The organism is Streptomyces sp. NPDC034049, assembly GCF_055575575.1.
On sequence record NZ_JBVISJ010000022.1, the window covers coordinates 55736 to 79582 of the forward strand.

General features: G+C 71.1%; 26 protein-coding genes. 19 read left to right on the top strand and 7 right to left on the bottom strand.

The features are described 5' to 3' along the window. The first annotated feature begins 113 nt into the window (after nt 1–113). From ACZ52C_RS38670 to ACZ52C_RS38695, 6 genes are all read left to right on the top strand, one after another. Nucleotides 114–893, top strand: a complete 780-nt coding sequence (locus ACZ52C_RS38670) for a winged helix-turn-helix transcriptional regulator (protein ID WP_469079224.1) — start codon at nt 114–116, stop codon at nt 891–893. Between the two features lie 94 nt (nt 894–987). Continuing rightward, nucleotides 988–2010 (top strand): LacI family DNA-binding transcriptional regulator, encoded by a 1023-nt coding sequence (locus ACZ52C_RS38675; RefSeq protein WP_469079225.1) that lies wholly within the window; start codon nt 988–990, stop codon nt 2008–2010. A 446-nt stretch (nt 2011–2456) separates the two neighbouring features. Then, nucleotides 2457–3596, top strand: coding sequence for a S1C family serine protease (locus tag ACZ52C_RS38680; RefSeq protein ID WP_469079226.1), 1140 nt, complete (start codon nt 2457–2459; stop codon nt 3594–3596). A gap of 87 nt (nt 3597–3683) precedes the next feature. Then, nucleotides 3684–3866, top strand: a complete 183-nt coding sequence (locus ACZ52C_RS38685; RefSeq protein WP_469079227.1) for a hypothetical protein — start codon at nt 3684–3686, stop codon at nt 3864–3866. A 180-nt stretch (nt 3867–4046) separates the two neighbouring features. Further along, nucleotides 4047–4787, top strand: coding sequence for a response regulator transcription factor (locus tag ACZ52C_RS38690; RefSeq protein WP_319238424.1), 741 nt, complete (start codon nt 4047–4049; stop codon nt 4785–4787). After that, nucleotides 4784–6244 carry a HAMP domain-containing sensor histidine kinase gene (locus ACZ52C_RS38695; RefSeq protein WP_469079228.1) on the top strand — a complete coding sequence of 487 codons (1461 nt, stop codon included), beginning with the start codon at nt 4784–4786 and terminating at the stop codon, nt 6242–6244. The genes ACZ52C_RS38690 and ACZ52C_RS38695 overlap by 4 nt, the downstream gene beginning before the upstream one ends. A 25-nt stretch (nt 6245–6269) precedes the next feature. Here ACZ52C_RS38695 and ACZ52C_RS38700 read toward each other — a convergent pair whose 3' ends face one another. The 4 genes from ACZ52C_RS38700 to ACZ52C_RS38715 form a co-directional block, all read right to left on the bottom strand. Beyond that, on the bottom strand, nt 6270–6668 hold the full coding sequence (locus ACZ52C_RS38700) for a PIN domain-containing protein (RefSeq protein WP_469079229.1): 399 nt from the start codon (nt 6666–6668) through the stop codon (nt 6270–6272). Beyond that, nucleotides 6665–6952, bottom strand: a complete 288-nt coding sequence (locus ACZ52C_RS38705; protein ID WP_469079230.1) for a hypothetical protein — start codon at nt 6950–6952, stop codon at nt 6665–6667. The genes ACZ52C_RS38700 and ACZ52C_RS38705 overlap by 4 nt, the downstream gene beginning before the upstream one ends. Before the next feature lie 65 nt (nt 6953–7017). Next, nucleotides 7018–7218 (bottom strand): DUF397 domain-containing protein, encoded by a 201-nt coding sequence (locus ACZ52C_RS38710; RefSeq protein WP_469079231.1) that lies wholly within the window; start codon nt 7216–7218, stop codon nt 7018–7020. Continuing rightward, nucleotides 7215–8048 carry a helix-turn-helix domain-containing protein gene (locus ACZ52C_RS38715; RefSeq protein ID WP_469079232.1) on the bottom strand — a complete coding sequence of 278 codons (834 nt, stop codon included), beginning with the start codon at nt 8046–8048 and terminating at the stop codon, nt 7215–7217. The genes ACZ52C_RS38710 and ACZ52C_RS38715 overlap by 4 nt, the downstream gene beginning before the upstream one ends. 149 nt (nt 8049–8197) lie before the next feature. Here ACZ52C_RS38715 and ACZ52C_RS38720 point away from each other — a divergent pair, with 149 nt between their 5' ends. Both ACZ52C_RS38720 and ACZ52C_RS38725 read left to right on the top strand, forming a co-directional pair. Then, complete coding sequence (locus ACZ52C_RS38720; protein WP_469079233.1) at nt 8198–8428, top strand: hypothetical protein; 231 nt, start codon at nt 8198–8200, stop codon at nt 8426–8428. Continuing rightward, nucleotides 8425–8733: a hypothetical protein gene (locus tag ACZ52C_RS38725; RefSeq protein ID WP_469079234.1), complete on the top strand. Its 309-nt coding sequence runs from the start codon at nt 8425–8427 to the stop codon at nt 8731–8733. The genes ACZ52C_RS38720 and ACZ52C_RS38725 overlap by 4 nt, the downstream gene beginning before the upstream one ends. On the opposite strand, the gene ACZ52C_RS38730 is transcribed toward ACZ52C_RS38725, so the two are convergent. Continuing rightward, on the bottom strand, nt 8730–9737 hold the full coding sequence (locus ACZ52C_RS38730; RefSeq protein ID WP_469079235.1) for an erythromycin esterase family protein: 1008 nt from the start codon (nt 9735–9737) through the stop codon (nt 8730–8732). The two genes, ACZ52C_RS38725 and ACZ52C_RS38730, sit on opposite strands and share 4 nt — an antisense overlap. A gap of 123 nt (nt 9738–9860) precedes the next feature. Here ACZ52C_RS38730 and ACZ52C_RS38735 point away from each other — a divergent pair, with 123 nt between their 5' ends. Next, nucleotides 9861–10697, top strand: a complete 837-nt coding sequence (locus ACZ52C_RS38735; protein WP_469079236.1) for a TioE family transcriptional regulator — start codon at nt 9861–9863, stop codon at nt 10695–10697. A 10-nt stretch (nt 10698–10707) separates the two neighbouring features. On the opposite strand, the gene ACZ52C_RS38740 is transcribed toward ACZ52C_RS38735, so the two are convergent. Further along, the gene (locus ACZ52C_RS38740; RefSeq protein ID WP_469079237.1) at nt 10708–12516 is read right to left on the bottom strand and encodes a bifunctional metallophosphatase/5'-nucleotidase; all 1809 of its coding nucleotides are present in this window, start codon (nt 12514–12516) and stop codon (nt 10708–10710) included. 295 nt (nt 12517–12811) lie between these two features. On the opposite strand from ACZ52C_RS38740, the gene mshD reads away from it, so the two are divergent. The 9 genes from mshD (at nt 12812) to ACZ52C_RS38785 (ending at nt 21655) form a co-directional block, all read left to right on the top strand. After that, nucleotides 12812–13753: a mycothiol synthase gene (mshD, locus tag ACZ52C_RS38745; RefSeq protein WP_469079238.1), complete on the top strand. Its 942-nt coding sequence runs from the start codon at nt 12812–12814 to the stop codon at nt 13751–13753. 137 nt (nt 13754–13890) lie between these two features. Next, nucleotides 13891–14295 carry a GntR family transcriptional regulator gene (locus ACZ52C_RS38750; protein ID WP_469079239.1) on the top strand — a complete coding sequence of 135 codons (405 nt, stop codon included), beginning with the start codon at nt 13891–13893 and terminating at the stop codon, nt 14293–14295. Beyond that, complete coding sequence (locus ACZ52C_RS38755) at nt 14292–15236, top strand: ABC transporter ATP-binding protein (protein ID WP_469079240.1); 945 nt, start codon at nt 14292–14294, stop codon at nt 15234–15236. The genes ACZ52C_RS38750 and ACZ52C_RS38755 overlap by 4 nt, the downstream gene beginning before the upstream one ends. Further along, the gene (locus ACZ52C_RS38760; protein WP_469079241.1) at nt 15233–16252 is read left to right on the top strand and encodes an ABC transporter permease; all 1020 of its coding nucleotides are present in this window, start codon (nt 15233–15235) and stop codon (nt 16250–16252) included. The genes ACZ52C_RS38755 and ACZ52C_RS38760 overlap by 4 nt, the downstream gene beginning before the upstream one ends. After that, entirely contained in the window at nt 16249–17229 is a 981-nt protein-coding gene (locus ACZ52C_RS38765) for an ABC transporter permease (protein ID WP_469079242.1), read from the top strand. Before ACZ52C_RS38760 ends, ACZ52C_RS38765 begins: the two co-directional genes overlap by 4 nt. A gap of 491 nt (nt 17230–17720) precedes the next feature. Further along, nucleotides 17721–19955 carry an RNA degradosome polyphosphate kinase gene (locus tag ACZ52C_RS38770; protein WP_177261870.1) on the top strand — a complete coding sequence of 745 codons (2235 nt, stop codon included), beginning with the start codon at nt 17721–17723 and terminating at the stop codon, nt 19953–19955. Beyond that, complete coding sequence (locus ACZ52C_RS38775; protein WP_469079243.1) at nt 19936–21027, top strand: CHAD domain-containing protein; 1092 nt, start codon at nt 19936–19938, stop codon at nt 21025–21027. Before ACZ52C_RS38770 ends, ACZ52C_RS38775 begins: the two co-directional genes overlap by 20 nt. Beyond that, on the top strand, nt 21024–21182 hold the full coding sequence (locus ACZ52C_RS38780; RefSeq protein ID WP_469079244.1) for a hypothetical protein: 159 nt from the start codon (nt 21024–21026) through the stop codon (nt 21180–21182). The genes ACZ52C_RS38775 and ACZ52C_RS38780 overlap by 4 nt, the downstream gene beginning before the upstream one ends. Before the next feature lie 41 nt (nt 21183–21223). After that, the gene (locus tag ACZ52C_RS38785; protein WP_469079269.1) at nt 21224–21655 is read left to right on the top strand and encodes an NUDIX hydrolase; all 432 of its coding nucleotides are present in this window, start codon (nt 21224–21226) and stop codon (nt 21653–21655) included. Between the two features lie 185 nt (nt 21656–21840). Here ACZ52C_RS38785 and ACZ52C_RS38790 read toward each other — a convergent pair whose 3' ends face one another. Continuing rightward, nucleotides 21841–22980, bottom strand: coding sequence for an ice-binding family protein (locus tag ACZ52C_RS38790; protein WP_469079245.1), 1140 nt, complete (start codon nt 22978–22980; stop codon nt 21841–21843). Nucleotides 22981–23436: 456 nt separating this feature from the next. Here ACZ52C_RS38790 and ACZ52C_RS38795 point away from each other — a divergent pair, with 456 nt between their 5' ends. Next, nucleotides 23437–23814, top strand: a complete 378-nt coding sequence (locus ACZ52C_RS38795; protein ID WP_469079270.1) for an NUDIX domain-containing protein — start codon at nt 23437–23439, stop codon at nt 23812–23814. The last annotated feature ends 33 nt before the right edge of the window (nt 23815–23847 follow it).

Sequence of the window (23847 nt, forward strand, 5' to 3'; positions counted from 1 at the left end):
GTCCTTTCGTGCTTTAGGCAAGCTTGTATACGAGCGGAAAAACGCCAGGTGACCGCAGCTGTACGAGCCGCCGCCACACGCGTCCTCGCAGGGACCGAGGAGGAACCAGACGCATGAGTTCTCTGCTGCTCCTGACCAACGCCCTCCAGCCGTCGACCGAGGTGCTTCCGGCCCTCGGTCTGCTGCTGCACAACGTGCGCGTGGCGCCGGCCGAAGGCCCGGCTCTCGTCGACACCCCCGGTGCGGACGTCATCCTCATCGACGGGCGCCGTGACCTCCCACAGGTCCGCAGTCTGTGCCAGCTGCTGCGCTCCACCGGGCCCGGCTGCCCCCTCATCCTCGTCGTCACCGAGGGCGGTCTCGCCGCCGTCACCGCCGACTGGGGCATCGACGACGTGCTCCTCGACACGGCGGGCCCCGCCGAGGTCGAGGCGCGCCTGCGGCTGGCCATGGGCCGGCAGCAGATCGTCAACGACGACTCCCCGATGGAGATCCGCAACGGCGATCTCTCCGTGGACGAGGCCACCTACAGCGCCAAGCTCAAGGGGCGCGTGCTCGACCTCACCTTCAAGGAGTTCGAGCTCCTCAAGTACCTCGCCCAGCACCCGGGCCGCGTCTTCACCCGCGCCCAGCTGCTCCAGGAGGTCTGGGGCTATGACTACTTCGGCGGTACGCGGACGGTCGACGTGCACGTACGGCGGCTACGCGCCAAGCTCGGCCCCGAGCACGAGTCGCTGATCGGGACCGTCCGGAACGTCGGTTATCGATTCGTTACGCCGGAGAAGGTGGAGCGCGCCGCCGACGAGGCCAAGCCCAAGGCCGCCCCCTCAAAGGCGGCGGATGCGGACGAGACGGCGTCGCTGGACGCCGTGGAGATCGCGGCCGAGGCGTAGTGGCGGACACCCCGGGCGGCGTACGCACAGGTAACTCCCAGGTGCGCCGTCGTACGCCCTGCCCAGGGCCGGTCCATCCGCGTAGACTCCGCGCGTGGCCAAGGTGACTCGGGATGACGTGGCAAGACTGGCGGGGACTTCGACCGCCGTCGTCAGCTACGTCATCAACAACGGACCCCGGCCGGTGGCACCGGCCACGCGCGAGCGTGTCCTCGCCGCGATCAAGGAACTGTCGTACCGGCCCGACCGGGTCGCCCAGGCGATGGCATCCCGGCGTACCGACCTCATAGGCATGATCGTGCCGGACGCGCGCCAGCCCTTCTTCGGTGAGATGACCCACGCCGTGGAGCAGGCCGCCGCCGAGCGCGGAAAGATGGTGCTCGTCGGCAACACCGACTACGTCGCCGAGCGCGAGGTCCACTATCTGCGGGCGTTCCTCGGGATGCGGGTCTCCGGACTGATCCTCGTCAGCCACGCCCTCAACGACAACGCCGCCGCCGAGATAGAGGCGTGGGACGCGCGGGTCGTGCTGCTGCACGAGCGGCCCGAGGCGATCGACGACGTGGCCGTGGTGACCGACGACATCGGCGGCGCGAAGCTCGCCGTGGAGCACCTCCTCTCGCACGGCTACGCCTACGTCGCCTGTATGGGTGGCGTCGCCGAGACCCCGCTCATCGGCGACCCCGTCTCCGACCACGTCGAGGGCTGGCGGCGGGCGATGGACGAGGCCGGGATCTCCACGGAGGGGCGGCTGTTCCAGGCGCCCTACAACCGGTACGACGCCTACCAGGTCGCGCTGGAGCTGCTCTCGGGGCCGACCCGGCCGCCGGCGATCTTCTGCTCCACCGACGACCAGGCGATCGGGGTGCTGCGGGCCGCGCGCGAGCTGCGGATCGAGGTCCCGTCCGAGCTGGCCGTCGCCGGCTTCGACGACGTCAAGGAGGCGGCCCTCACGGACCCGCCCCTGACGACGATCGCGACGGACCGTACGGGCATGGCCCGGGCGGCGGTGGACCTGGTCCTCGACGACGGCATCCGGGTCGCCGGCTCCCGCCGCGAACGCGTGAAGCTGTTTCCGTCGACGCTGGTGGCCCGACGGTCGTGCGGCTGCGGCTAGCTCCGCCGGGGCGCACGCGGGCGCCGTAGGGGCTTGGGGTGCGTTGTCGGCCGCGGGTTCGTCGTGGCTCGTCGCGCAGTTCCCCGCGCCCCTCAGAGCGCGCGCTTGACGCGTGCCGCTGCCTCTCAGACGGGGCGACCGCACCGTCGCAGGGGACCGTGGCCTTCTGCCCGGCGCCCGCAGGCCTGACCACCACCCGCACGCTGCCGCTGCCGCTGCCGACGCAGACCAGCCGGAACCGGTAGACCTCGCCGCCGCCCACGTTCAGGAGGGGTTCGGCGTGCACACCGTCGCCCACCCGCTCCGCCCCGGCCTCGACCATGGTCCCGCCCCTCCGGTCCTCTCCGGGCTTCGCGGGCGGCCTTTACATGGGGCGAACGAGGTTCTGGTGGGGTTCTCAGGGAGCACTCAGGAAGGTCTCATGGTCGGGCGGCAGGCTCTGAGTCATGACCGAGAGCTTCCGCCGCAGCGGCGAGTACGAGAACCCCTACCAGGGGCAGCAGCAGCACTCCGGGTACGCCGAGGGCGGGACCCAGCAGCAGCCCGCGTACCTCCAGCAGCAGCACGCCTCCGCCCCGGTGAACCCGGAGTGGCCGCCCCCGCCGGCGTACGACCCGGCGACGGCGGCCTCGGCTCAGGCCGCTCCCACCGCGCTCCTCAGCGAGCCGGTCTCCTCCGCGGGTGCCCCGGAGTCCGGGGCGGCGCCCGCTCCGCGCAGGCGTACCCGGGGGCCGATCGCGCTGCTCGCGGCCGTGGCGTTCGTCGCGGCGGCGATCGGCGGCGGTACGGCGTACGGCATCCAGGAGCTGACCGGCTCGGGCACCGTGGCCTCCAGCTCCACCAGCACCAGCGTGGTGCCGACGAGCCAGAAGGGCACGGTCTCCGGCGTCGCCACGGCGGTCAGCCCGAGCATCGTGGAGATCAACGCCTCCTCGAACGCGGGCGAGTCCACCGGTTCCGGTGTGATCATCACCAGCGACGGCGAGATCGTCACCAACAACCACGTGATCTCCGGCGCCTCCCAGATCAAGGTGACGACCAGCAACGGCAAGTCCTACACCGCCGAGGTCGTCGGCACCGACAGCAAGAAGGACCTCGCCCTCATCAAGCTCCGGGACGCCTCCGGGCTGAAGGCCGCCACGCTCGGCGACTCCGCCGGCGTCAAGGTCGGCGACCAGGTCGTGGCGATCGGCTCCCCCGAGGGCCTGACCGGCACCGTGACCAGCGGCATCGTCTCCGCGCTCGACCGTGACGTCACGGTCTCGACGGACGAGAGCCAGGGCCAGCAGCAGGGCGGTGGCGGCGGGCAGTGGCCGTTCGAGTTCGGCGGCCGGCAGTTCAACGGCGACACGGGCTCGTCGACGACGACGTACAAGGCGCTCCAGACCGACGCCTCCCTCAACCCCGGCAACTCCGGCGGCGCCCTCATCGACATGAACGGCAACATCATCGGCATCAACTCCGCGATGTACTCCGCCGCGGACGCCACCTCCTCCAGCGCCGGCAGCGTCGGCCTCGGCTTCGCCATCCCGGTCAACACGGTCAAGGCCGACCTGAGCACGCTGCGGGCGGGCGGGTCGGACTGAGGGCCGGCGCTCCGACCAGGTCTTTTCCCTCCGACCAGGTCTTTTCCCCTCCGTCCCGTCAGTCCCGCTGAGTCCAAGGAGTTCGACATGATCACGCAGGTCTCCCACACCGTCGCCACCGCCGTCGACCCGGCCGGGCTGGGCCTCGCCCTCGCGGTGGCGGCCGAACTTCACCCGGCGGTGACGCGGGCCCCCGAGGTGGCGGCCACCCGTGCCCCGGTCCGTCGTAACACAGCCGCGCGCCCGCGCCGACGTACGGTTCGCGGCTGATCCGGTACGGCCTACTGCGCGGCCAGGGGACGTGCGAGGCTAGGGCGAAACCGCGCGCGCCCCATCAGGGGCGCGGGGAACTGCGCGAGAAGCCCCACCGGACCCGCACCAGGCAACGCACGAGAACCCCCACGGCGCCCCGCCCCATGCACTCCACCGCTTCCGAGGAACGAAGACCACATGAGCTCCGCCGAAGGCGCCCGCGCACCCGAACCCCAGCGCATCCTCATCGTCGACGACGAGCCGGCGGTGCGCGACGCACTCAAACGCAGCCTCGCCTTCGAGGGCTACGACACCGAGGTCGCCGTGGACGGCGCCGACGCGCTGGAGAAGGCGACCGCGTACCGGCCGGACCTGGTGATCCTCGACGTACAGATGCCGCGCATGGACGGGCTGACCGCCGCCCGCCGCATCCGCGGGGCCGGCGACACCACGCCGATCCTGATGCTCACCGCCCGCGACACCGTCGGCGACCGCGTCACCGGCCTCGACGCCGGCGCGGACGACTACCTGGTCAAGCCGTTCGAGCTGGACGAACTGTTCGCCCGGGTCCGCGCGTTGATGCGCCGCAGCTCGTACGCGGCGGCGGTCGCCGCGACCGCCGAGGTGGACGAGGCGCTCACCTTCGCGGACCTGCGGATGAACCTGGCGACGCGGGAGGTCACCCGGGGCGGGCGCCCGGTGGAGCTGACGCGCACGGAGTTCACACTTCTGGAGATGTTCATGGCGCACCCGCGCCAGGTCCTCACCCGCGAGCAGATCCTGAAGGCCGTCTGGGGCTTCGACTTCGAGCCGTCCTCCAACTCCCTCGACGTGTACGTCATGTATCTGCGCCGCAAGACCGAGGCGGGCGGCGAGCCGCGGCTCGTGCACACCGTGCGGGGCGTGGGGTACGTCCTGCGACAGGGCGGCGCGGAGTGAAGAAGCTCCTGAGCCGCTATCGCTCCCTGCCCATCCGGGCCCGGCTGTCGATGCTGGTCGCGGCGGCGGTGGCGTTCGCGGTGGCGGCGGTGTCGGTGACGTGCTGGTTCATCGTGCAGGGGAAGCTGTACGAGGAGGTCAAGAACGACCTGGAGGCCATGGTCAGCCGAGCGCTGCCCGAGCAGATGGTGCAGGACTCCGTCCTCAACACCTGCCCCCAGGCGCCGTCGCAGTCGTTCTGGGGGCCGAAGAGCAAGGGCTACTCCCAGGTAGTCACCACGGACGGCACGAGGTGCGTCTTCCCCAACTCCACGGGCGTGGTGAACGTCGCCGAGAGCGACAAGGAGGTGGCCGCGAACCCCAAGATCAGGCAAGGGACGATCCGCAACGGCACCGACAGCGAGGGCAACCCGGTGCGCGTACTGGCCACGGCGCTCGTCGTCGACACCGGCGGCGGCCAGGACGTGGTGCCGGGCACCGCCTACGTCGTCGCCGTCCCCCTCAAGGGCACCCAGTCCACGCTCAACGAGCTGGCGCTGCTGCTCCTCGTCGTCTCCGGCATCGGAGTCGTCGGCGCCGGAGCGGCCGGACTCGCCGTGGCCCGCGCGGGCCTGCGCCCCGTCGACAAGCTGACCGAAGCGGTCGAGCACGTGGCGCGCACCGAGGACCTGAGCATCCGCATCCCCGTGGAGGAGGAGAGCGAGGACGAGGTCGCCCGTCTCTCCCGCTCCTTCAACTCGATGACGAGCGCGCTGGCGAGCTCCCGCGACCTGCAACAACAGCTGATCGCGGACGCCGGCCACGAACTCCGCACCCCCCTGACCTCCCTCCGCACGAACATCGAACTCCTCACCCGCAGCGAGGAGACGGGCCGCCCGATCCCGGCGGACGACCGCAAGGCCCTGCTCGCCTCCGTGAAGGCCCAGATGACCGAACTGGCTTCCCTGATAGGCGACTTGCAGGAGCTGTCGCGTTCGGACGCGGGCCACCAGGGCGGCCGGAACCTCCAGGTCGTCGACTTCCAGGAGACGGTGGAGGCGGCCCTGCGCCGGGCCCGCCTGCGCGGCCCCGAGCTGACGATCACGGCGGACCTGAACCCCTGGTACGTCCGCTCCGAACCGTCCGCGCTGGAGCGCGCCATCGTCAACATCCTCGACAACGCGGTGAAGTTCAGTTCCGAGGGCGGCACGATCGAGGTCTCCCTCGACGCGGGTGTCCTCACGGTCCGCGACCACGGCCCCGGCATCCCCGAAGACGAACTCCCCCACGTCTTCGACCGCTTCTGGCGCTCCCCGTCGGCCCGTTCCCTCCCGGGCTCCGGCCTTGGCCTGTCGATCGTGGCCCGCACGGTGCAGCAGGCGGGCGGCGAGATCACCCTGACCCGGGCGGACGGCGGCGGCACCCTGGCGACGGTACGGCTGCCGGGGGCAGCGGTTCCGCCCCCGGAGAGTGCGTGAGCGGTGGCCGGGGCGGCGCCCTGGGTCAGTGGAAGCCGAGCATGCCGGGGGAGTCGATGTCGACCGTGATCACGCCTCGGGGATAGTCCTGTTCGCGGTCCGTGAGCAGGATCGACATGCCTGTGAACTCCGGGCGGGGCAGCGCGCAGTAGAGGGCGTGGCAGGTGCCCGGCCCGCCGTAACCGTCCCGGATCATGCCTCCGACGGTGATCGAGGCCGCCGTACCCAGGTCGTCGACGACGACCGAGGAGAACGCGAGCACCCGCCGCCCCGCGTCCGCGTCCTCCGACTCCGCCTGCATCAGGCAGAGGGCCGGGATCCGTAGGAGATCGCCGGGGGTCCGTGCCATGTTCCCGGCGAGGAGGTTCAGGGTCTTGTGGCCCTCGGCAAGGGCGCGGGTGGCCCCCGTGTCCAGGATGATCACGCGGCCTGTCCTCGTGCCGTGCGGGCCTTCTCGGCGGCGATCCTCTGAATGTTGCCCAGCACGTCGGGAGCCCGGTCGAACTCGTCGTCGCTGATGTCGAGGCCGATCACCTCACGCACGACCTGACGATCGGCCGCGACCCGCTCCGCGATCTGCTCCGCCGTCGGCTGTTCCGAGGCCAGCTGCTCGATCAGCTGGCCCAGGGTCATGCCGCGTTCCTTGGCGACCTGGGCGAGATGGTCGCGGGCCTGCTTGGACACCTGGATGGTGGTGGTCTCAGCCATGGCTTCACCATAGCCGGACCACGGCACGGGTGGCCCGATAGCGGACCGCCTTCACCCGAAGGTGCTCAGCCGGCCGCGACGCCCATGACGAACGCGGACCACGCCCCGGCGGAGAACAGGAGCGGGGGGCTGTCCGGGACCTTGCTGTCCCGGACGGGGACTATGCCGGGGAGGTCGTCGGTGACTTCGAGGCAGTTCGTGCCGCCTCCATCGCTGAACGACGACTTTCGCCAGACGGCGGCGCTGAGGTCGAGGGTCCGGTTCATGATCTGCACTCCTCCAGAAGGCGCTTGATGAATGCCGTCGACTCCACCGGGGTCAGGGCCGCGTCCCGGACAAGATCGTAGGACAGGCGGAGAGCCAGGACCTTGTCCGGATCCTCGATCACCTCACCGATACCAGTGCCCTCCGCGTAGGCAACGGGATCACCAGTCCTCTGCCAGAACAGCCAGAGGTGGCTGTCCATGATGTCGTGCACACCGGCTTCCCAGGGGAGCACCTGAAGCGCGACGTTCGGCAACTCCGCGGCTTCCACCAGATGCGACAGCTGATCCGCCCAGACCTTCCTGTCGGCGACGGGCCGCCGAACAGCTCCTTCATCGAGGATCACGCGGATGCTCGGCGCCGGCCGGCGGTGCAACAACTCCTGCCGTCCTACACGCGCGGCCACCTGTTCCTCGATCTCCTCCCTGTTGTCTGCCGTTGTCTGGGCTCCAGACAACCCTGACAACACCGTGCGGGCGTACTCCTCGGTCTGCAAGATGCCCGGCACCCGCAGCTGGAACATCCACATCACCCGAGCCGTCGCCTCCAGCTCCATGAACGCCTTGTACTTGTCCTTGATGACCTCCTTGCGAGCCTCCCTCCACAGCCGAACCAGCAGGTCACCGGAGCCGTAGTAGGTGTCCAGGTCCTCCATGACCGCCCGCTTGGAGAGCCGCTCCCCCTTCTCCAGGCGATAGAGATAGCTCTTGTCGTACGACGTCTCCGCCGCCAACTGCGTCAGCGTCTTGCCCGTCTTCTCGCGCAGGAGCAACAGGGTCCGCCCCAACGCGGCCCGCCCTGATTCCCGCTTCTCGTCAACGACTTCGCCCATGTCACCCCTCGCCGTTGTCTGGCGCTCCAGGCAACGCCAGGCATCTTCCCCAACGTACGGCGCACCCGTGACGATCGAGACACGAACGGTAATCACCGCTCGTCAGGACGACCCTGAAAAAACCCTGAGACGAAAGTTGAGGCACCGGTATGCGCTCGCTCGTCGTACGGCTCTGTGAGGCACTGCTCCGCTGGGCCGCGCCCGGCCCCGTGCCACCCGAGGCGGAGGATGCGCAGGAACCCGCCCCTCCCCCACCCCCGACCAGGTCCCTCGACGACATCTGGCCCTTCGAGTCCTACGACAACCTCGTACGGCCCTACGTACTGAGCCTCGAGGAGCTGTACACCAGTGGAACGCACAGCGTGGAGGTCCCCGCATGATGGACGGGCTGCGTCTGCTGCCGTGGACCGACCCCGACGGCAAGCCCTGCTACCTCGCCCCGGACACCGCGCACCCCGGGGCCCTCTCCCTGCTGGCCGACAGCGTGGAGACCTCCCAACTCGGCTCGGCCGAGGAGGTGTTGGCCGGCAGCAGGGCCGTACTCGCGGACGCGGCGGCCGGGGAGCGGGCCGTGCGGTTCGCGCTGACGCGGGCCGTGGAGTCCTTGGAGGACGTGCTGCGTGTCGCCGTCAGCAGGGGGCAGCGGATCGGCGAGGCCGCCGAAGTACCCGAGGACCGGCCCTAGTCGGCGACGCTGACGTGCAGGGCTCCGTCGTCGTCAGCGTCCAGAGAGGCTGCCACGAAGACGTACCGTTCCCCCACCAGCGGGCCCAGGATCGCGCCCGCGCCGTGCCAGTCGAGGTCCAGGTCGCGCATGCGCATATGGCTGGGGCCTCGCTGGAGGTGGAGGTTGTGGCCGAAGACCAGGGTCGGGCCGCGGTCGGCCTCGACGGCGCGGATGTCGAGCAGGTTCTCGACCATCAGCGCGTCCCGCGTGGCGAGCATGCGGGAGATCCGGACGTGCTCCTCGGCGGGGCGCGCCAGTTGCCGGTGGTAGCGCAGGAGACCGATCGCCGCCATGAGGTGGGCCTTCGCCCGGTACCACGCGGCCCGTGAGGTCGCCGCGATCAACTGCGGCGCGCGGGCGTGGAACTCGGTGAGCATGTCGTCGGCGAGGCAGCGCAGCGCCTCGGCCTCCGGTGTGGCGCCGATCGAGCAGGCCGCGTCCAGCACCGCCTCCGTACGGCTCCACCGTTCGTCGTCGCCGGCGAGGCTCGCGATGTCGACGGCGGGGTCGGCGGCGAGCGCGAGGGGCGAGGCCAGGCCCTCGTCACGGGCCAGGTAGGCGCGGGCGGCTTCGAGACAGCGGCGCGGGCTGGGCGCGCTCATGTTCTCCATCTCGGCGTCGAAGCCGTGGAAGGCGAGGCGCTCCTTTGGCGGGCGGGTCCGGTTGTACTCCCGCATCCAGGTGATCAGCTCCCTGTTGGGGGCCAGATCGCCACGGCCGAACGCGATGCCCTCCCGCATCGCCTCGTCGAAGTCGCCCGTGCCGTCCCGCACGTGGTCGTCCAGGACGAGCGCGGGAATGCGGTCGGTCTCCAGCGCGATCGAACGGAAGCCCCGCTCCTCGACGAGACGGGCGAAGAGTTCGTTGCGGGCGTGCCCGAACGCCGGTTCCAGATGGGTCGGCTCACCGAGGGCCAGCAGGTCGCACGACGGGGTCACGAGGTCTCGCATGTCCAGACTCATGAGCCTCTATCGTAACCTTGAAAGTACGGTTGATACTTGGGCGGCGGCGGTGAGAGATGCAGCCCATCGAGAGAAGCCCATCGGTCGCTTCTCGTCGCGTAAAGTCTCAAAGCGGTGATCACCATGCGTCCGTCCGACCTGGCCCGTGAGCACGGGCTGTCGACCCAGGCCGTCCGCAACTACGAGCGCGACGGGTTCCTCCCGGCCGCCGAGCGGACGCGCAGCGGCTACCGGGTCTACACCGAGGTGCACGCGGCGGCCCTGCGCGCGTTCCTCGCCCTCGTCCCGGCGTACGGCCACTCCGCCGCCGGGCGGATCATGCGGGCCGTGCACGAGGACGCCCTCGACGACGCCCTGACGATCGTCGACCGTGGGCACGCCCAGCTGCTCCGCGACCGGGAGACCCTCGACGCGGTACGCGACGCGGTGGACCATCTGACGGCGGCTTCGGGGGGCGCGGAGCCCATGGCCAGGGCGGGCACCGAACTCCGCGGCCACCCCGCCCGCCCCGCCCCCCTCACCGTCGGCGAACTCGCCCACCGGCTCGACGTCACCCCGGCGACCCTGCGCAACTGGGAGGACGCCGGCATCCTCACCCCTGAGCGGGACCCGCTCACCGGCTACCGCCTCTACCACCCGGCCGACGTCCGGGACGCGGAACTCGCCCACCTCCTCCGCCGCGGGGACCACCCCCTGGACCACATCTCCACCGTGGTCCGGCAGATCCGCACGGCCGGCGGCACGGACGCCCTCTCCACCGCACTGGACGACTGGCGGCGCCGCCTGACCGTACGGGGCCTCGCCATGCTGGACGCGTCCGCCCACCTCAGCCGGTACCTGAAAGCACCCGGACCACCCACTGCGGGGCACGAAAAAGCGGTTCCCCGCACCCCGGAAGGGGCGCGGGGAACCGCGCGACCAGCCACGAACCACCCGGGCCGGACATCCGACCCTCGGTGATCCGGTACGGCTAGCTGATGATCGTGATCCGGTTGGCCGCCGGGGGCGCGATCGGGCTGGTGGCCGAGGAGTTGGCGAGCAGGTACTGCTCCAGAGCCGCCAGGTCGTCCGCGCCGACCAGGTCGTTCGTGCCCTGGCCCAGCGTCGGGAAGCCGTCGCCGCCGCCCGCGAGGAAGCTGTTGGTCGCGACCCGGTAGGTGGCGGCCGGGTCGATCGCGGCACCGTTGAGCTTGATGGTGTCGGTGACCACGCGGTCCGCGCCGGACTTCGTCAGGTCGAGCGTGTACGTCAGACCGGACGACGGCAGCAGCACCTTCGGCGCGGCGGCGTTCGGCCCGCTGACCTGCTCCTTGAGGATCTGGATGAGCTGGGCCCCGGTGAAGTTCTGGAGGTTGACCGTGTTGGAGAACGGCTGGACGGTGAAGCCCTCGGCGTAGGTCACCACGCCGTCGCCCTCGGCGCCCTTGGCCGCGTAGGTGAGCGGCGCGCGCACACCGCCCGGGTTCATCAGCGCGAGGTCGACCTCGGGGTCGAGAGTCTTGCCGTACCAGAACTGCGCGTCGGCGATCAGGTCACCCATCGGGGACTCGGTGCCGACGTTGGGCACATCGGCGGATATGTGGCCGATGGCGCGGTTGCCGATGGGCGCGGCGAGGGTGTTCCACCGGCTGATGAGGGCCGTCATGTCGGCGGCCTTCTCGACGTCACGGGTGACGACGTGGTTCGCGGAGTCCACGGCCGTACGGGAGATGTCGCCGGTCCGGCGGTCGTACGTCAGCGTCGTGTCGGTGTAGAGGCGGCCGAAGGACGCGGCCGAGGTGACCATGCGCGGCTTGCCCGCCGGGTCGTTGATGGTGCAGGCGTACGCGGCGTGCGTGTGGCCCGTGACCAGGGCGTCGACCTTCGGCGTGATGTTCTTGGCGATGTCGACGATCGGACCGGAGATGCCGTCGCCGGCGCCGGGCGAGTCGCAGTCGTAGTTGTACGACGTGGAGGCGGGGAGACCACCCTCGTGGATCAGCGCGACGACCGACTTGACGCCCTGGCGCTCCAGCTCCTTGGCGTACTTGTTGATCGTCTGGACCTCGTCCTTGAACTTCAGGCCCTTGACGCCCTCGGCGGAGACGACGCCCGGGGTGTCCTCCAGCGTCACGCCGATGAAGCCGATCTTGACGCCGTTCTTCTTCCAGACCCAGTAGGGCTTCAGGAGCGGCTTGCCGGTCTTCTTCTCGATGACGTTCGCGGCGAGGTAGGGGAAGTCGGCACCCTTGAACTTCTTGCCCTTGACGTAGCAGCCGTCGGTCGGGTGGCAGCCGCCCTTCTGGAGGCGGGCCAGTTCCTTCGCGCCCTCGTCGAACTCGTGGTTGCCGACGCTCGTGACGTCGAGGTCGAGCCCGTTCAGCGCCTCGATGGTGGGCTCGTCGTGGAACAGGCCCGAGATCAGCGGGGAGGCACCGACCATGTCACCGGCGGCGGCCGTGATCGTGTAGTCGTCGGCCCGGCGGGCGTCACGCAGGTGCGTGGCGAGGTACTCGACGCCACCGGCGTTGATCGTGGTGGTCGTGCCGTCCTCGTGCAGCTCGGTCACCCGGCCCGAGGAACCGGCCGGCGGCTCCAGGTTGCCGTGCAGGTCGTTGAACGACAGCAGCTGCACGTCCTGGTACCGGCCCGGCTTGTCCTTGCCGGGCTCCGACTTCGACTCACCGGCGCTCGCCGGGAGCGCGGCGGCCAGCGCCCCGACGGTCGCCAGCCCGGCCGCGGCGGCGAGGATCCGGTTGCGGCGGCTTCTACGGCGCTGCGCTTGGGGTGTGGCTGACATGTGCCCCCCTGGGTTCGTGAGAGGTAAGAGAAGTAAGGGAAACGTGAGAACGGCCCCGTCGGCCCGAAGCGTAGGGTCAACGCGCGTAGCGCGACAGGGGGTTCATGGTTACGACCTGGTTGCCATCGAGGAGGACTGATGGCAAAGGGGGACATTTGCAGGGACGCGGGGCTGTGACATCTGCGGCTCCGCCGCGGGGCGCGATCAGCCACATTCAAGCCGCACCCGCCAGACCGGGGAACCAGCCGAATTCATAGGCGCTCCCCCACCGCACCCCCCGGTTAACCTCGAACCCATGACCAGCGACGACACCGCCCGGCCGAGCGCAGCGGCCAGCGCAGCAGCTCGCAGTATCGAAACCCGTCTGGAACTCACCCCCGACCAGAAGGCAGCCGTCCTCGCCCTCCTCGAGGAGGCCGCCCAGGTCGACGGCCAGCAGGCGGTGTCCGAGCAGGGCCGCCTCCAGCTCCGCGGCGGCCCCCGCGAAGGCGTGGCCCACCTCCTCCTCACCGTCGGCGACACCCTGGTCGGCTACGCCCAGTTGGAGGACAACGACCCCGTCGAGGCCCCGGCCGCCGAGCTGGTCGTCCACCCTTCCCACCGGGGCCACGGCCACGGCCGCGCCCTCGGCTCCGCCCTGCTCGCCGAGTCGGGCAAGCGGCTGCGCGTCTGGGCGCACGGCGGTCACTCGGCCGCCCGCCACCTCGCCCAGGTCCTCGGCCTCACCCTCTTCCGCGAACTCCGCCAGATGCGCCGTTCCCTGGCCGATTTCGACCCTCCCGAGCCGGTGCTCCCCGAGGGCGTCACCGTCCGTGCCTTCGTCCCCGGCGCGGACGACGCGGCGTGGCTCGCCGCGAACGCGGAGGCCTTCGCGCACCACCCCGAGCAGGGCTCCCTCACCCAGCGCGACCTCGACGACCGCAAGGCCGAGCCCTGGTTCGACCCGGCGGGCTTCTTCCTGGCCTTCAGGGGAGAGGAACTGGTCGGCTTCCACTGGACGAAGGCGCACGCCACCGAGCAGCTCGGCGAGGTCTACGTCGTCGGCGTGCGCCCCGGCGCCCAGGGTGGCGGCCTCGGCAAGGCCCTCACCACGATCGGCCTGCGCCACCTCGCCGCCCAGGGCCTGCCCACCGCGATGCTCTATGTCGACGCGGACAACAAGGCGGCGGTCACCGTCTACGAGCGCCTCGGTTTCGTGACGTACGAGACGGACCTGATGTACCGCAGCGAAACCTGACACGGCCGCGCGTACGCGGAAACCTGACACAGCGCGCGTACGCGGAGTTTTCCACAGGCAGGGGGCGGTGTTGTTGACACCGCCCCCTCTCTTGCACCACCCTTTCACTACTCAATTAGTGAAAGGGTGGTTGTCGAGTGGTCGAGTACCGCATCGACCGGCGCAGCGGTGTCGCCACCTACGTCCAGATCGTCCAGCAGACCAAACAGGCCCTGCGGATGGGGCTGTTGGAGCCCGGCGACAAGCTCCCCACCGCCCGCGAGGTCGTGGAGGCCACCGCGATCAACCCGAACACCGTGTTGAAGGCCTACCGCGAGCTGGAGCGCGAAGGCCTGGTCGAGGCCCGCCGCGGCCTCGGCACGTTCGTACGGAAGTCACTGGGCACGACGCCCGCCGACTCCCCGCTGCGGGCCGAGTTGGACAGCTGGGCCGTCCGGGCCCGGGAGAGCGGGCTCGAACGGGACGACGTGGAGGCCCTCTTCACGTCCGTGCTGGACGAACACTTCACAGCGCACAAGCGAGATCAGGGGGACGAGGCATGACGGGGACCGCGATGGAGGCGGCCGCGCTCGGCAAGAAGTTCGGGTGGCGGTCCGGGGGCTGGGCGTTGCGCGAGTGCACGCTGCGGCTGCCCAGGGGGCGGGTGTGCGCGCTCGTCGGACCGAACGGCGCCGGCAAGTCGACGCTCCTGGCCCACGCGGCCGGTCTGCTCGCCCCCACCGAGGGCACGATCAGCGTGCTGGGCACGACCCCGGCGGCGGCCCGCGAGCGCATCGCCTACGTCGCCCAGGACAAGCCCCTGTATCCCCAGCTGACCGTCGCCGAGACCCTGCGGCTGGGGCGCGAGCTCAACGCCCGGCGCTGGGACCCGGCCGTCGCGGAGCGGGTGGTGGACGAGGGCGACCTGAACCGGAACGCGAAGATCCGTTCCCTCTCCGGCGGTCAGCGCACCCGGGTCGCGCTCGCCCTCGCCCTCGGCAAGCGGCCCGAACTGCTGCTCCTGGACGAGCCGATGGCCGACCTCGACCCGCTCGCCCGGCACCAGCTGATGGGCACGCTGCTCGCGGACTCCGCAGAGCACGGCACCACGGTTGTCATGTCCTCGCACGTGGTGGCCGAACTGGAGGGCTCCTGCGACCACCTGTTCCTGCTGGGCGCCGGGCGCGTCCGGCTCGCGGGCCCGCTGGACGAACTCCTCGCCGCGCACACCCTGGTCACCGGCCCGGTGGGCGACCTCGCCCCGCACACCGTGGTCGAGTCCCGCACGACGGGACGTCAGCTCACCGCGCTGATCCGCCCGCGGGGCCCCGTCGGCCCCGGCCGCCAGACCGCCGAGCCCACACTGGAGGAGCTGGTCCTCGCCCATCTGCGGGCGCCCGAGGCCCCGGCCCTCACGATCGACGACGAGGGCGACGCCGACGCCGATCACACGGCCCACGCGGACGACACCGACGTGGCCGGGACCAGGGGAGCGGCCGTATGAGCACCACGACCACGGAGACCACGACCACCGAGACCATCGGCACCGTCCGCTCCGGCGCCCCGGCCCCCGCCCCGGCCATGACTCCGACCGGAGGGATGATCCGGGCGACGCTCAGCGTCCACCGGTCCGCCCTGTGGTTCTGGGGCCTTCTGGTGGGCCTCGTCGCCGCCGGACTGCTGTGGGCCGCCGGACCGGGCTACGACGCGGCCTGGACGGCGTATGTGAAGAGCGGTTGCGTGGAGACCGACTACTGCACGCTCGGCGAGGCCTACACGCGCTACGCCACGGCTGTCTCCCTGGGCTCCAGCGTCCTCACCATCGCTCCGCTCCTGATCGGCGCGTGGGCGGGCGGCTCCCTGATCGGCCGCGAGCTGGAGAGCGGGACGGCGAAGCTGGCCTGGACCCAGTCCGTCGCCCCGGCCCGCTGGCTCGCCACCACACTCGCGGTCCCGGCCGCCATGATCGTCTCCGGGACGGTCCTGCTGACCCTGCTGAACCGCCTGGTGTGGTGGCGCGAGGAGCGGCTGCGGCACGCGCTGGCGACCCGGGACTGGTTCGAGTCCGCGACCTTCGCCGGTCACGGCACCGTCGCCACGGCGTACGCCCTGCTGGGCCTCGCGGTCGGTGTCCTCGCCGGCCTGCTGCTGCGCCGCACACTCCCCGCGCTCGCCGTCGGCCTGGCGGGCACCGGCGTCCTGGCGGGCGCGCTCCAGTGGAACCGTCACCTGCTGTGGCCCACCGAGACCCTCGTGTCCCGGACCGCGGACCGGGACTGGACAGGCGAGTTGGTCGACCGCGGCTTCATCACCAGCACGGGCGAGCGCGTCTCGGACGTGGCGTGCACGGACGACTCCTGCGGCCGGACCGACGTCGTCGGCTTCTACGCCGACTTCCACCCCTCCTCCCACTTCTGGCCCCTCCACCTCGTCGGGACGGCCCTCGTCCTCACCGCCACCGCCCTGCTGGTCTGGGCCGCGTTCCTGCTGCTGCGCCGCCGTACGGGAGGGACCGCATGAGCACCGAGACCCTCACCACCACACCCCCGGCCGACACCGCCGCCCGCGGCGGCCTGACCTGGACCGTGTGGCGCGTGCACCGCCCGGCACTGCTGGTGTGGAGCGCGTACGTGCTGCTCATGGTCGGGTGGATGCTCTGGCTGGAGTACGTCACGGGCGCGGAGATACGCGCGGAGCGGGCCGCCTGCCGGAAGCTGGAGAACGGGTGCATCGACCTCGGATCCGCCTTCGACTACGCCTCGGCCATGAGCTCCATAGGTACCTTGATCGCCTACTCCTCCTACGCCGTGGCCGCCTGGGCGGGGGCTTCACTGACCGGCCGTGAGCTGGAACGGGGCACGGCCCAGCTGGCCTGGACCCAGTCCGTCACCCCGGTCCGGTGGCTCACCGTCAAGCTCGCGGTGCCCGCCGCCGCGCTGACCGTCGGCATGGCCGTCCTGGTGCCGGTCTACCGCTGGGCCTGGTCCACGAACCGGGACCTGCGCGGGGACGAGTGGTACTACACCGACCCCTTCCTGAACCGCGGCCCCGCGGTCCTGGCGTACGCCCTGTGCGCGTTGGCCGTCGGCGCCCTGGTGGGAATCGTCCTCAGGCGGGCGCTGCCCGCGCTCACCGTGGCCCTCGGCTTCATGGTCGCGTTCCACCTCTGGCTCGGCGAACGGTTCGACGAGCTGTGGCCCTCCACGACGCTCCGCGGCACCGCCGCCAGCAGGCTGCCGATGACGGCGGACCAGCTGGAGCTGGGCGCCGTCACCGGCTCCGGTGCCCGCGTCGACGACCTGAGCTGCTTCGACGCCGATGCCGACATCGACTACACCAGGTGCATGAGCGGGAAGGGCTTCACCGATCTGTACGCCGAGGTGCACCCGGCGTCCCACTTCTGGCCCCTGCACCTCGTGGCGACCGGCATCATCCTCGCCGTCGGGGTCCTGGCCACCGCCGCCGCCTTCTGGCTCCTGCGCCGCCGCCCCCACTGACGCCGCACCCGGCCCGAGCCCCCGCCCGAGCCCCGACCCGGGCCCCTGGACCAGGCACGCCCCTCCTACGGGGGGAGGGGCGTGCCGACGGCGTACACCCGGTGAACGGCGCGTGATCACGAGAAGGCGTACGCCGGGGTGCCGCGCACACCGTCACGGAACCGGCGGTCCTCCCCGCGCTATCCCGCACGTAAGGTCTCCGTAACCGGCGATTCAGACGACCTTGCGACGCTTCCGCAATGAACCCCGTCGTGCCCGAGCCCTCGCCTCCCCCACGCAGCGGCCCAAGCAACGGGAACAGCACGGGGGACGACCCCCGCACGCCCGCGCCCGTCGCCCCCCGCCACACCGCCGACGTCGTCGAGGTCGTGGCCCGCATCGACGCCGACATCGCCGAGAACACCGCCGCGAACGCCTCCTCGCGCGCCCCCGCACTCCCACCGGCCCTGTCCGACGCGCCTGTGATGCTCGCGGCGCGGAACAATGGTTCCATGAGCCAGTCCAACGCCCAGGCAGCCCAGGTCCAGCACGCGCAGCCGTCCGTCGGCTCCATAACCGGTCACCGTCCGCACACGGTGTCGGCCGTGGTGTCCGACCTGGAACCCGACATCGACGCCGACCTCGACGCGTACGACGAGGACGAACAGGGCGGCGAACGGCTGCCCCAGGGCCGTTTCCTCGACCGGGAGCGCAGCTGGCTCGCCTTCAACGAGCGCGTCCTGGAACTGGCCGAGGACCCCAACACGCCGCTGCTCGAACGAGCGAACTTCCTGGCCATCTTCGCCAGCAACCTCGACGAGTTCTTCATGGTCCGGGTGGCCGGTCTCAAGCGGCGCATCGCCACCGGCGTCGCCACCAGGTCCGCCTCCGGCCTGCAACCGCGCGAGGTGCTGGAGATGATCTGGGCCCGCTCGCGCGAGCTGATGGCCCGGCACGCCGCCTGCTTCCACGAGGACGTCGCCCCGGCGCTGGCCGAGGAGGGCGTGCACCTGGTCCGCTGGAGCGAGCTGGCGGAGAAGGAGCAGGCCCGCCTGTTCACGCTCTTCCGCCACCAGATCTTCCCGGTCCTCACCCCGCTGGCCGTCGACCCGGCCCACCCCTTCCCGTACATCTCGGGTCTCTCGCTGAACCTGGCCGTGCGCGTGCAGAACCCGGTGACGGGCACCTCGCACTTCGCCCGGGTCAAGGTGCCGCCGCTGCTGTCCCGTTTCCTGGAGGCCTCCCCGGGCCGGTTCGTCCCGCTGGAGGACGTGATCGGCGCGCATCTGGAGGAGCTGTTCCCGGGCATGGAGGTGCTGGAGCACCACGCCTTCCGGGTCACCCGCAACGAGGACCTGGAGGTCGAGGAGGACGACGCCGAGAACCTCCTCCAGGCCCTGGAGAAGGAGCTGATGCGGCGCCGCTTCGGGCCGCCGGTGCGTCTGGAGGTCGAGGAGAACATCAACCAGGAGGTCCTGGACCTGCTGGTGCGCGAGCTGAAGATCAAGGAGTCCGAGGTCTACCCGCTGACCGGGCCCCTGGACCTCACCGGCCTCTTCCGCATCGCCTCCCTGGACCGGCCGGAGCTGAAGTACCGCAAGTTCGTCGCGGGCGTCCACCGCGACCTCGCCGAGGTCGAGTCGGCGTCCGCGCCCGACATCTTCGCCGCCCTGCGCAACCGCGACGTGCTGCTGCACCACCCGTACGACTCGTTCTCCACGTCGGTGCAGGCGTTCCTGGAGCAGGCGGCCGAGGACCCGGACGTCCTCGCGATCAAGCAGACCCTGTACCGGACCTCCGGCGACTCCCCCATAGTCAACGCGCTCATCGACGCCGCCGAGGCCGGCAAGCAGGTCCTCGTCCTGGTCGAGATCAAGGCCCGCTTCGACGAGCACGCCAACATCAAGTGGGCCAAGCGGCTGGAGGAGGCCGGCTGCCACGTGGTCTACGGCCTGGTCGGCCTGAAGACCCACTGCAAGCTGTCCCTGGTGGTCCGTCAGGAGGGCGACACGCTCCGGCGCTACAGCCACGTCGGCACCGGCAACTACCACCCGAAGACGGCACGGCTCTACGAGGACCTGGGCGTCCTGACGTCCGACGCGCAGGTCGGCGCGGACCTCTCCGACCTCTTCAACCGGCTCTCCGGCTACTCGCGCCGCGAGACCTACCGCCGCCTCCTCGTCGCGCCCAAGTCCCTGCGCGACGGGCTGATCGCCCGCGTCAACAAGGAGGTCCAGCACCACCGCGCCGGACGTCCGGCGTACGTCCGCATCAAGGTCAACTCGATCGTGGACGAGGCGCTCATCGACGCCCTGTACCGGGCCTCGCAGGCGGGTGTCCCGGTCGACGTGTGGGTGCGCGGCATCTGCGCCATACGGCCCGGCGTCCCGGGCCTGTCGGAGAACATCCGGGTCCGCTCGGTCCTCGGCCGCTTCCTCGAACACTCCCGGATCTTCGGCTTCGGCAACGGCGGCGAGCCGGAGGTGTGGTTCGGCAGCGCCGACATGATGCACCGCAACCTCGACCGCCGGATCGAGGCCCTGATCCGGATCACCGACCCGGCCCACCGGGCGGCACTCAACCGCCTGCTGGAGACCGGTATGTCCGAAACGACCTCCTCCTGGCACCTCGGTCCCGACGGCGAGTGGACCCGGCACTCGACCGACGCGGACGGACAGCCCCTGCGCAACGTCCAGGAGATGCTCATTGACGCCCGGAGGCGCCGGCGTGGCACAGCGACACCTTGACCCCACGAACCCCACGGCCGCACCCGCGGAGGCCGTCGCAGGCTATCTGCGGGCGCGGGCCACGGAGTTCCTCCGCGCGCTGCGCACCCACCGGGAGACCGGTGGGGCCACGGCGCACGGAGCCGAGGAGTCCACCGACGCGGCGCTCGCCCTGCGCCGCTCGGCCCGCCGCATCAGCGGCACGCTGCACACCTTCCGGCCCCTGCTGGACGCCGACTGGTCGGAGTCCCTCCGCCCCGAACTCGCCTGGCTCTCCGGCACGCTGGGCCGCGAACACGCCTACGCGGCCCGCCTCGACCGCCTGGTCACCGCCCTGAACCGCCTGTCAGGAGCGACCACGTTTCCGGCCCAGGGCAGCCCCCACCACCCCGCCGCGGGCGCTCGTGCCGCCGGGGCGGCCCGGGTGGCCGCGCCGGCAGCCCCGCACCCCCACCCCACCCCCGACCGCGGCAACCTCACCGTCGGCGCCGCGAAAGCCGGTGCCCTCCTGGACCGCCAGCTCACCCTCGCCCGCACCCGGGCCCACTCGGCCGCCCTCCAGGCCCTCGGCTCCAGCCGCTTCCACGCCGTCGCCGACAGCGTCGCCGTCCTCGCCAGCGAGGTCCCGCTCACCCCCGGCGCCGCCGCCACGGACCTCGGCCCCCTCGCCACCGCCGCGCACGACCGCCTCCGCGACGCGGTCACCGGTCTGCCGCTGCACAGCGCCGGCCACCCCTACAACGCCGAGGCCCTCATCCACGGGCTCTCCCCGGACACCTCGCCCCACCCCCAGGACGCCCCCTGGCACCAGGTACGGCTCCTGCTGCGCCTCCACCGCTACGCCCTGGAGGTCCTGCACCCCGAGGCCGTCCCCGTCGACGTACGCCTCCTCGCGGCCGGCGAGGCCCTCAACCGCCACCGCGACGCCAGCGAGGCCGCCTCCGCCGCGGCGGCCGCCGCCCGCACCCCGCGTATCGCCCCGGCCACGGCCTACGCCCTCGGCGTCCTGCACGCCGACCAGCGCCACGAAGTGGAGGCATCCCGGTTCGCGTTCCAGCAGTGCTGGCAGAAGGAGGCGGTGAGCACGTCGTGACCGAGAATCCCGGCAACGCCCCGGAGGCCGCGCACACCGTCGTCCGGGCGGCCGGCTGCGTCCTGTGGCGCCACTCCCCCGAGGGCGGGGACATCGAGATCTGCCTGGTCCACCGGCCGAAGTACGACGAGTCGTGGCACCGCTCATCACGGTGAAAGAACCCGCAGGTCAGAGGCATGACGAGATCGAGGTACTGATGGACATCACACCACTGGTACGTGCCGCAGGCTGCGCCCTGTGGCGCCGGTCGTCCTCCGGCGGGGGCATCGAGCTGGCCTTGGTCTACCGGCCGAAGTGGTCAGACTGGTCTCTGCCGAAGGGCAAGCTCAAGCGCGACGAAGACGCTCGCGACGGCGCCCTCCGCGAAGTACTCGAGGAAACCGGCATGCGATGCGCCCTCGGCCCGGAACTCCCGACCGTCCACTACACCGACCACCAGGGGCGCCCCAAGCAAGTGCGCTACTGGGCGGCCGAAGCGAAGCGCGGCACATTCACCCCGAACAGCGAAGTCTCCGACATCCTCTGGCTGCCTCCTGAGGCCGCGACACAGCGGCTCACGCACGAGAGGGACCGAACCGTGGTGTCCTCGCTCCTCGAAGCGCTGCACAGGACAGGAACGGACCGTTAGAGGGCGGGCTCGCGTGTGAAGGTGCGCGCCGGCGAGTCCTTCCCGTGGTGCGTGAGGGATGCCCCGACCAGGGCCGGGGCCCGGCCGGGTGAGCCGTCCACGCTCAAAGCCGAGGGGCGCCCCCGGGGAGGGCGCCCCTCGCTCATTTCGCAGGCCTCCTCAAGGAGATGAGGCCATGGTGTCGCTCAGTCCTCACACTTCGCCTGGGACTTGGCCTTGGGCTTGGCCTTCCACGGCCAGTCCTTCCCGTCCTCCTCCCAGGGGGGAGGACCCTCGTGCTTGGAGCAGTGGTGCTTGTGACCGCCGTGGTCCCCGTGGCCGTCGTGGCCGTCGTGGCCACCGCCGGGTCCCGCAGGACCCTGCGGCCCCTCAGGACCCTGCGGCCCTTCAGGACCTTGAGGTCCGGTGTCTCCCTTGGGGCCCTCAGGTCCGACAGGCCCGGTGGGCCCGACAGGACCGGTCGGTCCGGCAGGTCCCGTGGGTCCGACCGATCCGGCAGGACCGCTGGGGCCGGCAGGCCCGGTCGGTCCGACTGATCCGGGAGGCCCGGTGGGACCGGTGTCTCCCGGGGGGCCCTCAGGCCCGGAGGGACCGGCGGGCCCGGTGGGACCGGCAGGTCCGCTGGGGCCGGCTGGTCCCGTGGGTCCAGGAGGACCACTGGGGCCGGCGGGCCCGGTCACGCAGAACGGCCTCGTGATGTCGTTGTTGTCCAGCGTCACCGCGGCGTTCTGCGCAAGTGCTCGGCCCTGGACGTCGGCGCCCGTATTCAGCGTGATGGATGCCAGGGCCATGATGGTGCCCACGAAGTCTGAATTTGTCCCGAGAGTGGCGGAACTGCCCACCTTCCAGAACACGTTGCAGGCCTGCGCACCGTTGATGAGTCTGACGCTGCTGTTCGAAGCGGTGATCAGCGTCTCTGTGGTCTGGAAGATGAAGACGGCGTTGGGGTCACCCTGGGCATTGAGCGTGAGTTCTCCGGTGATTCCCAACGTCGGGTTCGAGTAGACGCCGGGCCCCAGTACCCGTCCGCCGAGTTCGACCGCAACGGCGGTCCCGCTTCGGCCGGCCGCGTTGTTGTAGGCCGTGGTCAGATCCAGCTTCGCCTGATCAGCCGCGCCGTTGGCGATGTTCAGGGCGCCGAAGATCTCTCCGGGCGGGAACCCCGTCACGGAGGTGCCCGGACTGAGCCCCACGTCGCCGATGATGTCGGAGTCGCCGGTGTTGGTGATCGTCGAACCGGCCAGGATCGCGTAGCTCTCGGCGGTCCCCAGCGGAACGGGGGGCTCCGCTGCCTGCGCGGTGGTGTTCCAGGCCAGAGTGGCCATGGCCAGCAGTACCACTCCAGGCACCACTGCGAGACGCGCCTTGAGGCGGCGGTGTATACGGGGTCTGCCTCGCGGCGGAGGTGGTGCGTCCACGACTGTCATGAGACTGGCCTTTCTTGTCGTCATTGAGCTCAGCCGCACCGGCACAAGGGCATCCCCGCCTCCATGGTGAGTCCTGGTCAGGGCGGGAGCCTGCCGATGATGATGAGCCGTCATCAACCAGTCAAAAGCTAGCAATAGCCCAATAAAGTACATATGCGTAGGAGACCGAACGAGGTGCGAGATGTGTGTTATTCACTCTGCCGGTCGTGTCGGTGCTTGATTCCGGCCCTCGGCCCGCTCTCGGGAAGGGCGGGGTCACCAGCCGGATCACGGGGTGCCGCCCGGCTCGAACCGGCGGTTCCGGGCTCGGTTCCACCGCTGGAAGAACGGGCGGTCGATCGCCTGACTGTCCGGCTGCCGTCGGCTCACCGTCCGGTACGAGCGAAAGGGCTTCCGCTTCCTCGCCCTGCTCGGCCTCGCCGTCGGTCGCACCCGAAGGGCAAGCTGAAGCGCGCCGAGGACCCCCTCGCGGGCGCGCTGCGCGAGGTCGAGGAGGAGACCGGCCACCGGTGCGCGCCGGGGCCCCGGCTGCCCACGGCCCACTACTTCGTCAACGGCCGGGCCGAGACTGTGCGTTACTGGGCGGCCCGGGCGACCGGCGGCCGCTTCGCCCCCGCCGCCGAGGTGGACCGGATCCTCTGGCTGGCCCCGGACGCCGCCCGCGACCGGCTCACCCAGCCGCGCGACCGGGAACTGGTCGACGAGTTCCCGGCGACCCTCCGCCACGCGTAGAGCCGGCCGCCTGACACTCCGCCATACGCCGCG